The sequence below is a fragment of the Streptomyces sp. NPDC056222 genome (assembly GCF_042264065.1).
Classification (GTDB): domain Bacteria; phylum Actinomycetota; class Actinomycetes; order Streptomycetales; family Streptomycetaceae; genus Streptomyces.
Window position 1 is genome coordinate 26,673 of record NZ_JBHJTL010000077.1, and the last position, 12,041, is coordinate 38,713.

13 protein-coding genes are annotated in these 12,041 nt (G+C 72.1%); 7 read left to right on the forward strand and 6 right to left on the reverse strand.

Translation table 11 applies throughout. The features are described from left to right. Positions 1-6: 6 nt before the first annotated feature. From ACFC0D_RS28710 to ACFC0D_RS28725, 4 genes are all read left to right on the forward strand, one after another. Positions 7-627: a TetR/AcrR family transcriptional regulator gene (locus ACFC0D_RS28710; RefSeq protein WP_376441879.1), complete on the forward strand. Its 621-nt coding sequence runs from the start codon at positions 7-9 to the stop codon at positions 625-627. An 18-nt stretch (positions 628-645) separates the two neighbouring features. Continuing rightward, on the forward strand, positions 646-1,803 hold the full coding sequence (locus ACFC0D_RS28715; RefSeq protein WP_376441882.1) for an acetyl-CoA C-acetyltransferase: 1,158 nt from the start codon (positions 646-648) through the stop codon (positions 1,801-1,803). 191 nt (positions 1,804-1,994) lie between these two features. Continuing rightward, on the forward strand, positions 1,995-2,198 hold the full coding sequence (locus ACFC0D_RS28720; protein WP_005318814.1) for a cold-shock protein: 204 nt from the start codon (positions 1,995-1,997) through the stop codon (positions 2,196-2,198). An 89-nt stretch (positions 2,199-2,287) separates the two neighbouring features. Next, complete coding sequence (locus tag ACFC0D_RS28725) at positions 2,288-3,928, forward strand: DEAD/DEAH box helicase (protein WP_376441885.1); 1,641 nt, start codon at positions 2,288-2,290, stop codon at positions 3,926-3,928. Here ACFC0D_RS28725 and ACFC0D_RS28730 read toward each other — a convergent pair. From ACFC0D_RS28730 to ACFC0D_RS28750, 5 genes are read right to left on the reverse strand one after another with little or no spacing between them, the layout of a single operon-like run. Next, positions 3,925-4,821, reverse strand: coding sequence for a tyrosine-protein phosphatase (locus ACFC0D_RS28730; RefSeq protein ID WP_376441888.1), 897 nt, complete (start codon positions 4,819-4,821; stop codon positions 3,925-3,927). The two genes, ACFC0D_RS28725 and ACFC0D_RS28730, sit on opposite strands and share 4 nt — an antisense overlap. A gap of 29 nt (positions 4,822-4,850) precedes the next feature. Continuing rightward, the gene (locus tag ACFC0D_RS28735; RefSeq protein WP_376441890.1) at positions 4,851-5,900 is read right to left on the reverse strand and encodes an NAD(P)H-dependent flavin oxidoreductase; all 1,050 of its coding nucleotides are present in this window, start codon (positions 5,898-5,900) and stop codon (positions 4,851-4,853) included. Then, entirely contained in the window at positions 5,897-6,637 is a 741-nt protein-coding gene (locus ACFC0D_RS28740; protein ID WP_376441893.1) for a CoA-transferase subunit beta, read from the reverse strand. The genes ACFC0D_RS28735 and ACFC0D_RS28740 overlap by 4 nt, the downstream gene beginning before the upstream one ends. Further along, positions 6,634-7,479, reverse strand: a complete 846-nt coding sequence (locus ACFC0D_RS28745; protein ID WP_376441896.1) for a CoA transferase subunit A — start codon at positions 7,477-7,479, stop codon at positions 6,634-6,636. Before ACFC0D_RS28745 ends, ACFC0D_RS28740 begins: the two co-directional genes overlap by 4 nt. Further along, on the reverse strand, positions 7,476-8,246 hold the full coding sequence (locus ACFC0D_RS28750; RefSeq protein WP_376441899.1) for an enoyl-CoA hydratase family protein: 771 nt from the start codon (positions 8,244-8,246) through the stop codon (positions 7,476-7,478). Before ACFC0D_RS28750 ends, ACFC0D_RS28745 begins: the two co-directional genes overlap by 4 nt. A 68-nt stretch (positions 8,247-8,314) precedes the next feature. Between ACFC0D_RS28750 and ACFC0D_RS28755 the strand changes: the two genes are divergently transcribed. Both ACFC0D_RS28755 and ACFC0D_RS28760 read left to right on the forward strand, forming a co-directional pair. Next, the gene (locus ACFC0D_RS28755) at positions 8,315-9,079 is read left to right on the forward strand and encodes an SDR family oxidoreductase (protein ID WP_376441901.1); all 765 of its coding nucleotides are present in this window, start codon (positions 8,315-8,317) and stop codon (positions 9,077-9,079) included. 1 nt (position 9,080) lies between these two features. Beyond that, positions 9,081-9,962: an SDR family oxidoreductase gene (locus tag ACFC0D_RS28760; protein WP_376441904.1), complete on the forward strand. Its 882-nt coding sequence runs from the start codon at positions 9,081-9,083 to the stop codon at positions 9,960-9,962. Here ACFC0D_RS28760 and ACFC0D_RS28765 read toward each other — a convergent pair. Further along, on the reverse strand, positions 9,952-10,416 hold the full coding sequence (locus ACFC0D_RS28765) for a MarR family winged helix-turn-helix transcriptional regulator (RefSeq protein WP_376441907.1): 465 nt from the start codon (positions 10,414-10,416) through the stop codon (positions 9,952-9,954). The genes ACFC0D_RS28760 and ACFC0D_RS28765 overlap by 11 nt on opposite strands. 118 nt (positions 10,417-10,534) lie before the next feature. Here ACFC0D_RS28765 and ACFC0D_RS28770 point away from each other — a divergent pair, with 118 nt between their 5' ends. Beyond that, entirely contained in the window at positions 10,535-11,929 is a 1,395-nt protein-coding gene (locus tag ACFC0D_RS28770) for an MFS transporter (RefSeq protein ID WP_376441911.1), read from the forward strand. Positions 11,930-12,041 lie beyond the last annotated feature (112 nt).

Consider the following 12,041-nt stretch of genomic DNA (forward strand, 5'->3'; position numbering starts at 1 on the left):
GGACGTGTGTCGAACACTGCCAGCAAGAAGAAGACCCCGGTGACCGCCTCGCCCGAGCGGCGCCGAGAACTCCTGGACACCGCCGCCGAGGTGTTCGCCGCCCAGGGGTACAACGCCACGACCGTACGCAAGATCGCCGACGCCGCCGGAATGCTCGCCGGCAGCCTCTACTACCACTTCGATTCCAAGGAATCGATGCTCGACGAGATCCTCTCCACCTTCCTGACCGAGCTGTGGGAGGGGTACGACGCCGTCCTCGCAGCCGACCTCGGGCCCAGGGAGACCATCGAGGCCCTCGTCACCGAGTCGTTCCGGGAGATCGACCGGCACCGCGCCGCCGTCGCGATCTACCAGAAGGAGTCCCGGCACCTCAGCTCCCAGCCGCGCTTCCACTACCTCTCGGACTCGCAGGTGAAATTCGAGAAGGCGTGGCTCGGCACGCTGGAGCGCGGGGTCGAGGCCCGGGTCTTCCGCGCCGACCTCGACATCCGGCTCACCTACCGCTTCGTGCGCGACACCGTCTGGGTCGCCGCGTCCTGGTACCGCCCGGGCGGCCAGCACAGCCCGGACGAGATCGCCCGCCAGTACCTGTCGATGGTCCTGGACGGTATCGCCGTACGTACATAGACATCTGGAGGAGTCGTCATGGCCGAGGCCTACATCGTCGAAGCGGTCCGCACCCCGGTGGGCCGCCGCAAGGGAGGCCTGGCCTCCGTCCACCCGGCGGACCTCGGCGCCCATGTCCTCAAGGCCCTCGTCTCGCGATCGGGCGTCGACCCGGCCGCCGTCGAGGACGTGGTCTTCGGCTGCCTCGACACGGTCGGCCCGCAGGCCGGCGACATCGCCCGTACGGCCTGGCTGGCGGCCGGCCTCCCCGAGGAGGTCCCCGGCGTCACGATCGACCGCCAGTGCGGCTCCTCCCAGCAGGCCGTGCACTTCGCCGCGCAGGGCGTCCTCTCCGGCACCCAGGACCTCGTCGTCGCGGGCGGCACCCAGAACATGTCCATGATCCCCATCGCCTTCGCCTCCCGGCAGGCCGCCGAACCGCTCGGGCTGACCGAGGGCCCCTACGCCGGCTCCGAGGGCTGGCGCGCCCGGTACGGCGACGCGCCCGTGAACCAGTTCCACGGCGCCGAGCTGATCGCCAAGAAGTGGGGCATCACCCGCCGTGACCAGGAGGAATTCGCCCTCCGCTCCCACGAGCGGGCCCTGTGCGCGATCGACGAGGGCCGCTTCGAGCGGGAGACCGTGGCCTACGGGGACGTGACCGTCGACGAGGGCCCGCGACGGGACACCACCCTGGAGAAGATGGCCGGCCTCAAGCCGGTCGTCGAGGGCGGCACCATCACCGCGGCCTGCTCCTCCCAGGTCTCCGACGGCGCCGCGGCGATGCTCCTCGCGAGCGAGCGGGCCGTACGGGAGCACGGCCTCACCCCGCGCGCCCGCATCCACCACCTCTCCGTCCGCGGCGAGGACCCGATCCGGATGCTCTCCGCCCCCATACCCGCGACCGCGTACGCCCTGAAGAAGACCGGCATGACCATCGACGACATGGACCTCGTCGAGATCAACGAGGCCTTCGCGCCCGTCGTCCTGGCCTGGCTGAAGGAGACCGGTGCGGACCCCGCCCGGGTGAACGTCAACGGCGGCGCGATCGCCCTCGGCCACCCGCTGGGCGCGACCGGCGTGAAGCTGATGACCACCCTCCTCCACGAACTGGAGCGCACGGGCGGCCGGTTCGGCCTCCAGACGATGTGTGAGGGCGGTGGTCAGGCGAACGTGACGATCATCGAACGGCTCTGACCTCCTCGCCGCCCCGGATGTGACGCTCGTCGCCGCCCCGCCCCTTCGGGTGGGGCGGCGTGCTAAGGTTCCGGAGTTGCTAGTTTTGGTACCCATGAACTTTATGTGCGCCTGACGGGAATGTTCCTTCAGGCGCGATTTTGTTTTCCGGACTCTCCGGGATGGGACCCTTACCTATTCAGGAGAAAATTATGGCCACCGGAACCGTGAAGTGGTTCAACTCGGAAAAGGGCTTCGGCTTCATCGAGCAGGACGGCGGCGGCGCCGACGTCTTCGCCCACTACTCCAACATCGCGACCTCTGGCTTCCGTGAGCTGCAGGAAGGCCAGAAGGTCACCTTCGACGTCACGCAGGGCCAGAAGGGCCCGCAGGCGGAGAACATCCTCCCGGCCTAATTGCCGGACGCGTTTCTCGCAGCCGGGGCCCGCACCGCGCAGGTGCGGGTCCCGGCTCGTGCTGTGCTCAGGCCAGGAAGGCTTTTCCCATGACCCGCTCCGAAAGGCGGCCCCGTCGGGCCGCGGAATCCAGTTCCGGAACCCCGTCCGGAAACACCCGCCGCGGCTCCGCCGCCCCCAGGGGCAAGGCCAAGGGAGCCGGCCGCCGCGGACCGGCCACACCTCCGCCGCCGCGTGAGTTCACCCTGCCCGAGACGCTGACGCCCGCGCTCCCTTCCGTCGAGTCCTTCGACGCCCTCGACATGCCCGCGGCGCTCGTCAAGACGCTGAACGCCCAGGGCGTGACCGAGCCCTTCCCGATCCAGGGCGCCACCCTGCCGAACTCGCTCGCCGGCCGGGACATCCTCGGTCGCGGCCGCACCGGCTCGGGCAAGACCCTCGCTTTCGGCCTCGCCCTGCTCGCCCGCACCGCGGGCCGCCGCGCCGAGCCCAAGGCCCCGCTCGCCCTGGTCCTCGTGCCCACCCGTGAGCTCGCCCAGCAGGTGACCGACGCCCTCGCGCCGTACGCCACCTCGGTGCAGCTGCGGCTCGCCACCGTCGTCGGCGGCCTGTCGATCACCAAGCAGGCGAACTCGCTGCGCCGCGGCGCCGAGGTGCTCGTGGCCACGCCCGGGCGCCTCAAGGACCTCATCGAGCGTGGCGACTGCCGGCTCGACCAGGTCGCGATCACGGTCCTGGACGAGGCCGACCAGATGGCCGACATGGGCTTCATGCCCCAGGTCACGGCGCTGCTCAAGCAGGTCGAGCCGGACGGTCAGCGGATGCTTTTCTCGGCGACGCTCGACCAGAACATCGACCGGCTGGTGAAGATGTTCCTCACCGACCCGGTCGTGCACTCCGTCGACCCCTCCGCCGGCGCGGTCACGACGATGGAGCACCACCTGCTCTACATCGCCGACGAGACCGACAAGAAGGCCGTCACGATGAAGATCGCGGCCCGCGACGGCCGCACGATCCTCTTCCTGGACACCAAGCGGTCCGTGGACCGGCTGGTCAAGCGGCTCCTCGCCAACGGCGTACGCGCCTCCGGACTGCACGGCGGCCGCTCGCAGCCGCAGCGCAACCGCACCCTGGACCAGTTCAAGAACGGCCAGGTCACCGCGCTCGTGGCGACCAATGTGGCGGCCCGCGGCATCCACGTCGACGACCTCGACCTCGTCGTGAACGTCGACCCGCCGATCGACCACAAGGACTATCTGCACCGCGGCGGCCGCACGGCGCGCGCCGGTGAGTCCGGCAGTGTCGTCACCCTCGTGCTGCCCGAGGAGAAGCGGGACATGAGCCGGCTGATGTCGAACGCCGGCATCAGCCCCCGTACGGCACAGATCAAGTCCAGCGACGAGGAGCTGACGCGGCTCACCGGCGCCCGGGAGCCCTCCGGCATACCGATCGTCATCGAGGTCCCGCAGCCGACCCAGCCCGCGGCCGCCCGCAACGGCGGCCAGCGCTCGCGCCGCGGCGGCGGCGGCGGTGGCGGCCGTACCCGCTCCCAGGCCAACGGCCGTACGGGCACGGGCGGTTCGACCGCACGCACCGCCGGCGGAGGCTCGACCTCGCGTACGGGTACGGGCGGTTCCGCCGCCCGTACGGGCACGGGCGGTTCGGCCACCCGTACCCGCAGCGGTGGCGGTTCCGGCGGCAGGGGCCGCCGGGGCGGCGGCGCCGCCTAGTCGACGAGCCGGTCCTGGAGCCGCGACAGCGTGCGCAGCTCCAGGCCAAGGCCGTCGGTGAGGTACCGGAAGAGACTGCCGTAACCGGCCCTCACCTCGTCGAGCGCGGTGTTCAGATACGCGGTCCGTACCTCCTGGAGGGGGATGATCAGGTCCGGGTTCTGCATGAGCCCGCCCTGCTTCAGCCCCTCCCGCACCTTCGCGTCGTACGCGGCCCGGAAGGTGTTGGAGGCCATGTAGTCGCCGACGGCCGTCGCCTCCGGCACGCCCAGGGCCGTCAGCAGGAGATAGCTCGTCCAGCCCGTACGGTCCTTGCCCGAGGTGCAGTGGTACAGCGAGGGCGTCGAGCCGAGACCGGCCAGCTCGCGGAGCGTGAGGCCGAGCTGGGCGCGGTTCGCCGCACTGGTGACGAACGAGCGGTACACCTCGGTCATGAACGCGGCCGCCCGCCCGCCGCCGAGCATCTGCTCCTGGCGCACCGGATCGCGGGAGCCGATCGCCGCGAGCAGCTGCCCGAACAGGCCGTTGTCGGTGACCGGCCGAGACACCGCGGCGACCCCGGCCGGGAGCCGGTCCGCGCCGTCGTACTGGACCTCCAGCGGGATCCGGAAGTCGACGGCCCGCCCCAGGCGCAGCCCGGCGAGGGCCGTCACATCGGAGTCGGTGAGCTTGCCCAGGGCATCGGCCCGGTACACCAGGCCGTGCCGCACCCGGCCGCCGGTGTAGGTGGGATAGCCACCCAGATCGCGGACGTTGACCGCACCTTGGAGCGGGATGTGGCGAACGGCCGTGGCGCGGGGGCGACTTCGGGTCGCCGCGACGGCCGGGGCGGTCGCCGCCGCGAACGCTGCGGCGGTGGCGGTGCTCAGCAGTGCGCGTCTCGACAGAGGCATGACTGAACTCCCGTGAGGGGATGAGGGTTTCACCCTGGTGTTGGCAGGGTGCGGAGCACGTGCTCGGCCTCGGACATGACCCGCAGGACGAGTTCCTCGCAGCTCGGGAGGTCCTCGATCAGCCCTGCGACCTGTCCGGACGCCATGACACCGAGGTCGGTGCGGCCCTCGACCATGGACGCTTTGAGGAGCATGGGGGTGTTCGCGGCGAGCAGGACCTGGCTCCACAACAGGTCCTTGCCGTGTTTCATCGCGAGACCGTCGCGGATCATCCGGGACCACGACAGTCCCGAGATCCGGCGGAAGCCGGCCGCGCGGCGTACGGCCTGTGCCAACGCCCTGACCCGGCCCGCCCGTTCGAGTGCGGCGACCATCTCCGTACGGAGCATCCGGTGCGGGAGTCCGTCGACGGCGGTCGTCACCGTCACGTCCTTGACCGTCGCGGCCAGGTACCGCGCCTTGACGGTGTCCGGGACGGTCGAATCCGAGGTGAGCAGGAAGCGGGTGCCCATCGCGACGCCCGCCGCGCCGTAGGAGAGCGCCGCGACCAGGCCGCGGCCGTCGTGGAAGCCACCGGCCGCGATCACCGGGATGTCGACCGCGTCGACGACCTGCGGCAGCAGGACCGTCGTGGCCACCTCGCCGGTGTGCCCGCCGCCCTCGCCGCCCTGCACGATCACCGCGTCCGCGCCCCAGGCCGCGACCTTCTCGGCGTGCCGCCGGGCCCCGACGGACGGGACCACGACCACGCCCGCGTCCTTCAGTTCGGCGATCAGCTCGCGGGAGGGGGCGAGGGCGAAGGAGGCGACCCGTACGCCCTCGTCGACGATGATCCGCACCCGCTCGCGGGCGTCGCCCGCGTCCGCGCGGAGATTGACCCCGAACGGCCGGTCCGTACGCGTCTTCACCTCGCGGACCGCGGCGCGCAGCTCCTCGACGGTCATCGTCGCCGAGGCGAGGATGCCCAGGGCGCCGGCGTCGGCGGAGGCCGAGACCAGCCGCGCTCCGGCCACCCAGCCCATGCCAGTCTGGACGATCGGGTACCGGACGCCGGTCAGCTCGGTGAGCGCCGTCCTCATCGGACCCGGACCTCCCGGTCCCGCAGCCCCTTCGGGTCGATCACCTCACGGATCAGCCGCAGCTCCTCGGCGGTCGGCTCGCGCGTGTACGGCACGTCGTCCCCGATCACCAGGTCGAAGCCGGTGGCCTGCCGGACCTGGTCCACGGTGACGCCCGGGTGGATCGAGGCGAGCCGCATCGAGCGGTCGGGCGTCTCGAAGTCGAGGACGCCGAGGTCGGAGACGACCCGCGGGATCCGGTGGAAACGGTCGGCCCCTGCCGCGGCCGCGCGGTCGTAGCCGACGCCGCTGACCATGTCCACGCGCTCGACGAAGACCCGGGGCGAGTGCTTGGGGATCCAGTAACTGACCGGATTGTTCAGGGTGTTGACCGGAGCCCCGCGGACCCCGAGGAGCTGGCGGGCGGGCCGGGACCAGTCGCCGATGCAGGAGATGTTCTGGTTGCCGTGCCGGTCGATCTGGCTCGCGCCCATCATGACGTGCCGCTTCCCGCCGGTGACCATCGTGAGATGGCGGCGGTACGGCAGCCAGCCCTCCACCTGCCCGTCGAGGCCGACGAGCATCGCCTCGCCGTCGGTCAGCAGCAGATCGGGGGAGAAGGAGCGTTTGGCGAGCCGGGCGCCGAAGGAGGAGACCGGGGCCATGGCCGCGGCGAGGATCTCGCCGTTGTCGCGCCAGGCCTCGGCGCAGGCGACGACGCAGTACTCGGCGCGGGTGACGGTCGTGGTCGCGGTCACTGCTGCTCCTCGTGCCAGGTGCGTACGGCCTGCTGGTAGTCGTCCTCGCTCTTCCCGGAGAGGAACCGTTCGGCGAACTCGGGCCAGGGTGTGGTGGCGTACAGCTTCTGGAAGGGCTCGTCGCGGGTGTAGTCGGGGGCGCAGGAGGTGAAGTGCGCGCCGTTCGGTGCCTCGACGACGCCGGTGACGCTGTGCCGGCCGACGAGCAGGGACTGCGGGGCGATGTCGCTCCCGAAGCCGTCGACGATCTCCTCGCAGGAGATGTAGGCGGTGTCGGCGGCCTCGCAGAAGAGATCGTCGAAGTACGGGTCGGGGCCCAGGTACCGGCCGTTGCCGAGCCGGTCGGCGCGGTTGAGGTGGACGAAGGCGGCGTCCATGCGCAGGGCGGGCACGGCGACGAACGTCTCCCCGTCCTCGTACGGCGAGGTGACCGTCCGCAGCTCGGGGTTGACCCTCATCACGTCCGAGCCGAGACCGGCCCGCACGGGCAGGAACGGCAGACGGTTGGCGGCGGCGTGCAGGCCCCACATGAACATGGCCTCGTCGAGCTCGGTCATGGCGAAGTCGCCGCGTTCTCGGGCGGCGCGGAAGTTCGGTTCGAGGGCGATGGAGTCCAGGGTGGTGAAGGCGGCGACGAGCTTGCGGATCCGGCCGGCGGCGGCGAGCAGGCCCACGTCGGGGCCGCCGTAGGAGACCACGGTGAGATCGCTGATCTCGGACCGGAGCAGCGCTCTGACCAGGGCCATCGGCTTGCGGCGCGAGCCCCAGCCGCCGATGCCGAGCGTCATGCCGCTGCGCAGGCGGCCCACCACCTCGTCGGCGGTCATCGTCTTGTCGGTCATCGCGAGTCCTCCTTGGCCCGGTCCGTGCCGAAGGTGTCGCGGACGCGGTCGGCGACCCCGCTGAGGTTGGCCTCGAAGGTGAAGCCCTGCTCGAAGCGGTAGCTGCGGCGCACGTCCACGGGGTCGATCCCGTTGATGGCGGCCTTGGCGAGGCGGATCAGATACCCGTCCTTGCGGGCGATCTCGGCCGCCAGCTCCACCGCCGCTTCCAGAAGTTCCGCGCGCGGCACGACCTTCCAGACCGAGCCGTGGGCATGCAGCTCGGCGGCGGTGGCGGTGCGGGAGGTGTAGTACAGCGCGCGCATCAGATGCTGCGGCACGAGCCGGGCGAGATGCGTGGCGGCGCCGAGCGCACCCCGGTCCAGCTCGGGCAGCCCGAAGGTGGCGTCCTCGGAGGCGACGATCGCGTCCGCGTTGCCGACGAGCCCGATCCCGCCGCCCAGACAGAAGCCGCCGACGGCCGCGACGACCGGCACCTCGCACTCGTAGACCGCCGAGAAGGCCTCCGCGCAGCCGTGGTTGGCGCCGATCAGCGCCGTGTGGCGCCCGGTCCCGTGCTCGCGCTGCATCTCCTTGATGTCGACGCCCGCGTTGAAGCCCCGGCCTGCGGCGGCCAGCACCACACAGCGGACCTCGGGGTCCCGGCCCGCCGCGCGGACGGCGTCGGCGAGGTCGTACCAGCCCTGTACGGGAAGGGCGTTGACGGGTGGGAAGTCGACGGTGACAAGTGCGATGCCCTTGCCCGGGCTTGAGGTGGAGACACCCATGAGCGGATCAGCTACCTTTCCACCAAACATTTGTTAGGTGACTGCTTGGTGAGGAAAGGTAGCAGCCGATGGAGCTGGACGGGAGGGTTGCCGTCGTCACCGGCGGCACGCGCGGGGTCGGCGCGGGCATCGCCCGGGCGTTCCTCAGGGCGGGCGCCCGGGTGGTCGTCTGTGCGCGCAGACCACCGGACGAGCCCGTGGAGGACGGGGGCCGCGAGGCCGTCTTCGCCCCCCTCGACCTGCGGAAACCCGCGGAGGTCGTCGCCTTCTTCGCGGGCGTCGGCGAGCGGTACGGACGGCTGGACGCCCTGGTCAACAACGCCGGCGGAACGCCGTACCGGCTCCTCGGCGAGGGGGACGCCGAACGGCACGCGCGGGTCGTGGAGTTGAACCTCATCGCCCCGCTGACCGTCTCCCTCGCCGCGTACGAACTGCTGCGGGCCTCCCGCGGCGCGATCGTCATGGTCGGCAGTGTCAGCGGAACCCGGCCCTCGCCCGGAACGGCCGCGTACGGCGCCGCGAAGGCGGGCCTGGAGAACCTGGCCCGCTCGATGGCGGTGGAATGGGCGCCCGATGTACGGGTGAACTCCCTCGTCCTCGGCATGGTCCGCACCGAGCTGTCCCACCTCCACTACGGCGACGAGGACGGCATCGCCGCCGTCGGGGCGACGGTGCCGCTCGGCCGGCTCGCCGAGCCCGCGGACGTGGGGGAGGCGGCGGTGTTCCTCGCCTCCGACCGGGCCGCGTACGTCTCGGGGGCCTCGCTGCTGGTGCACGGGGGCGGCGAGCGCCCCGCGTTTCTGGATGCCGCGACTGTCAACAAGGAGAGCTGAGATGGGTCTGTGCGAGGGTCGGGTCGTGATCGTGACGGGCGCGGGGCGGGGGCTCGGGCGGGCGCACGCGCGCGCCTTCGCAGCCGAGGGGGCGAAGGTCGTCGTCAACGACCTGGGGGTGGGCCTCGACGGCTCCGCCGGGTCCGGCTCGCCCGCCGGGCAGGTGGTGGAGGAGATCCGCGCGGCGGGCGGCGAGGCCGTCGCGCACGGCGGTGACATCGCCACGGAGGAGGGCGCGGCCTCGCTGGTCGCGGCGGCCCTGGACTCCTTCGGGCGGCTCGACACCCTGGTCAACAACGCGGGATTCTTGCGGGACCGGATGCTGGTGAACCTCGGCGAGGACGACTGGGACGCGGTGATGCGCGTCCATGTGAAGGGCCACTTCCTGCCGTTGCGGCACGCGGCCGCGCACTGGCGGGCGGAGGCGAAGGCCGGGCGTGAGCCCGCGGCCCGGGTCGTCAACACCACCTCGGGCGCGGGCCTGTTGGGCAGCGTCGGACAGGGCAACTACGCGGCGGCCAAGGCCGGCATCGTCGGTCTCACTCTGGTCGCGGCGGAGGAGATGGGCCGGTACGGGGTCCAGGTCAACGCGATCGCCCCGGCGGCCAGGACCCGGATGACGGAGCAGGCCTTCGCCGGCCTGGAGGGCGTGCCCGAGGACGTGTCGCCGCTGGTGGTCTGGCTGGGCTCGACGGCCTCGGCCGGTGTGACCGGTCGCGTCTTCGAGGCGGAGGGCGGCCGGATCACCGTCATGGAGGGGTGGCGGCCCGGTCCCACGGCCGACAAGGGGGCGCGCTGGAGTCCGGCGGAGGCGGGGGAGGCGGCGCTGAAGCTCCTGGCGGAGGCGGAGGTGCCGCGGCCGGTGTACGGCTCTACTCGGTGAGGCGCTTCGTCGCGGCGCGCTGGCGGTCGGTCGCGCCGGCCAGGAAGCGGGTGACGGTGAGGAGCTCCTCGGTGGTGAACTCCTCGTAGAGTTCGTGCACTTCGCGCGCCCAGTCGTCGAAGAGCGGGGCGAGCTCGGCCAGCTTCTCGGGCCGGGGCTCGATCAGCACCCGGCGCCTGTCCGTCGGGTGCTTCACCCGGCGCACGAAGCCCTTGCGCTCCAGGCGGTCGACGAGCCCCGTCACAGAGGCGGGCGCGAGGCCGGAGTGCTCGGCCAGCTCCTTGGCGGTGAGCGCGCCATGGCGCTGGAGGAGGTCCAGGGTCTTGGTCTCCGTGGGGCCGAGGTCCTGCTTGGCCGCGACCGCCGTATGGAAGGCGACGGACGCGGCGCTGGAGTCGCGTCCGGCGACGGTGAGGGCGGCGACGACCTCGGCGCGCCGGTTCTGCTCGCTCATGGATCCACTCTAGCAAGTCTTTCGTTCGCCCGAACGAAAGACTTGCGATCACGGGCGGGCCTGTGCCAGATTTTATTTCGTTAGGTCGAACGAAATAAATCCTGGGAAGGGGCGCGCGATGTCCGCGACCACCGTCTCCACCACGACCAGCGGTGACTCCGTCGCCGTCCACCCGCGCCGCTGGGCCGCGGCCGTCGTCATGATGGTCGCCGCCCTGATGGACCTGATCGACGTCACCATCGTCAATGTCGCCCTGCCCTCCATCGGGCACGGACTCGGCGCGTCCGAGAGCGCGCTGCAGTGGACCGTCTCCGCCTATCTGCTCGGTTTCGCCGCCACCCTGATCGTCGCCGGACGGCTCGGCGACCGCTACGGACGCAAGGCGCTCTTCCTCGCCGGTACGGCAGGCTTCGGGGTCGCGAGCCTCGCGTGCGGAATCGCCCAGACGCCGGGCCAGTTGATCGCCGCGCGGGCCGTGCAGGGCGTGACGGCGGCCGTCCTGATGCCGCAGGTCCTCGGCTCCTTCCACGCCCTCTTCCAGGGCAAGGAGCGCGGCAAGGTCTTCGGGATGTACGGGGCGGTGGCCGGCTTCGCCTCCGCCGTCGGGCTGCTCCTGGGCGGGGTGCTGACGGACGCCGACCTCTTCGGGCTGGGCTGGCGGACCGTCTTCCTCGTGAACGTGCCGGTCGCCGTGGTGACCCTGGTCGCGGCCGTCGCCCTCGTACCGTCCACCCGGGAGCGGTCCGCCGCCCGTCCTCCCGTGGTCGGCAGTCTCGTGCTCGCGGCCGGCCTCGTCGCGATCGTGCTGCCGCTGGTCCAGGGCCGTGATCACGGCTGGCCGCTGTGGGGCTGGCTGCTCCTCGGCGGTGGTGTGCTCGCGGTGACGGGCCTCGCGGCGCGCGGGTCGGTGCTGCCGGGGCGGACGTTCCGGGTGCCCGCGTTCTCGTACGGGCTCGCGGTGCAACTGCTCTTCGCCCTCGGGATGCAGGGCTTCTTCCTGGTCTTCGCGATCTGGCTGCAGGGCGAGCAGGGGTACGCGCCGCTGGAGGCCGGCCTGTTGATGGTCGCCTTCTCGGCCGGAGGCTTCCTCACCGCCCCGGTGGCGGACCAGTCGGCGGCCCGGTTCGGCCGGTTCGTCCCGGTGGCGGGCGCGGTCCTGATGGCCGTCGGCTACGGCTGGGTCTGGTACGCGATGAGCGCCGCGGCCCCCGTCCACACCGGCGCCTGGCCGCTGGCCCCGGGCCTCGTCGTCGCCGGCGCGGGCCTCGGCTTCCTGGTCGTGCCGCTGGTCACCATCGTCCTGTCGTCGGTGCCGGGGGAGGCGGCGGGCGGGGCGTCGGGCGTCTTCTCGACGGCGCAGCAGTTCGGCGGGGCGCTGGGAGCGGCGGCCATCGGTACCGCGTACTTCGCGGACCTGTCGGTGGGGGCGGCGATGCCTTGGGTCGTCGCGACCTACGCGGCGACGGCCCTCCTGAGCCTGCGCCTCCCGCGCGGGGGAGCGGCGGCAGTCTGACCTCGGGCGGCCGCCCGCACGGGGAGCGGCAACAGCGTGACGCCGGCCGTCCGCGCCGGGGAGCGGCGGCATTCCGAAGCGGGCGCCCCCGAAGCCCTCGGGCTCCTCACCC

Excerpts from the sequence above, each read along its gene's own strand:
- ACFC0D_RS28770 (WP_376441911.1), top strand. The coding sequence starts at position 10,535 with ATGTCCGCGACCACCGTCTCCACCACGACCAGCGGTGACTCCGTCGCC.
- ACFC0D_RS28760 (WP_376441904.1), top strand. The coding sequence starts at position 9,081 with ATGGGTCTGTGCGAGGGTCGGGTCGTGATCGTGACGGGCGCGGGGCGG.
- ACFC0D_RS28735 (WP_376441890.1), bottom strand. The coding sequence starts at position 5,900 with ATGAGGACGGCGCTCACCGAGCTGACCGGCGTCCGGTACCCGATCGTC.
- ACFC0D_RS28725 (WP_376441885.1), top strand. The coding sequence starts at position 2,288 with ATGACCCGCTCCGAAAGGCGGCCCCGTCGGGCCGCGGAATCCAGTTCC.
- ACFC0D_RS28730 (WP_376441888.1), bottom strand. The coding sequence starts at position 4,821 with ATGCCTCTGTCGAGACGCGCACTGCTGAGCACCGCCACCGCCGCAGCG.
- ACFC0D_RS28745 (WP_376441896.1), bottom strand. The coding sequence starts at position 7,479 with ATGACCGACAAGACGATGACCGCCGACGAGGTGGTGGGCCGCCTGCGC.
- ACFC0D_RS28765 (WP_376441907.1), bottom strand. The coding sequence starts at position 10,416 with ATGAGCGAGCAGAACCGGCGCGCCGAGGTCGTCGCCGCCCTCACCGTC.
- ACFC0D_RS28720 (WP_005318814.1), top strand. The coding sequence starts at position 1,995 with ATGGCCACCGGAACCGTGAAGTGGTTCAACTCGGAAAAGGGCTTCGGC.
- ACFC0D_RS28750 (WP_376441899.1), bottom strand. The coding sequence starts at position 8,246 with ATGGGTGTCTCCACCTCAAGCCCGGGCAAGGGCATCGCACTTGTCACC.
- ACFC0D_RS28755 (WP_376441901.1), top strand. The coding sequence starts at position 8,315 with ATGGAGCTGGACGGGAGGGTTGCCGTCGTCACCGGCGGCACGCGCGGG.
- ACFC0D_RS28715 (WP_376441882.1), top strand. The coding sequence starts at position 646 with ATGGCCGAGGCCTACATCGTCGAAGCGGTCCGCACCCCGGTGGGCCGC.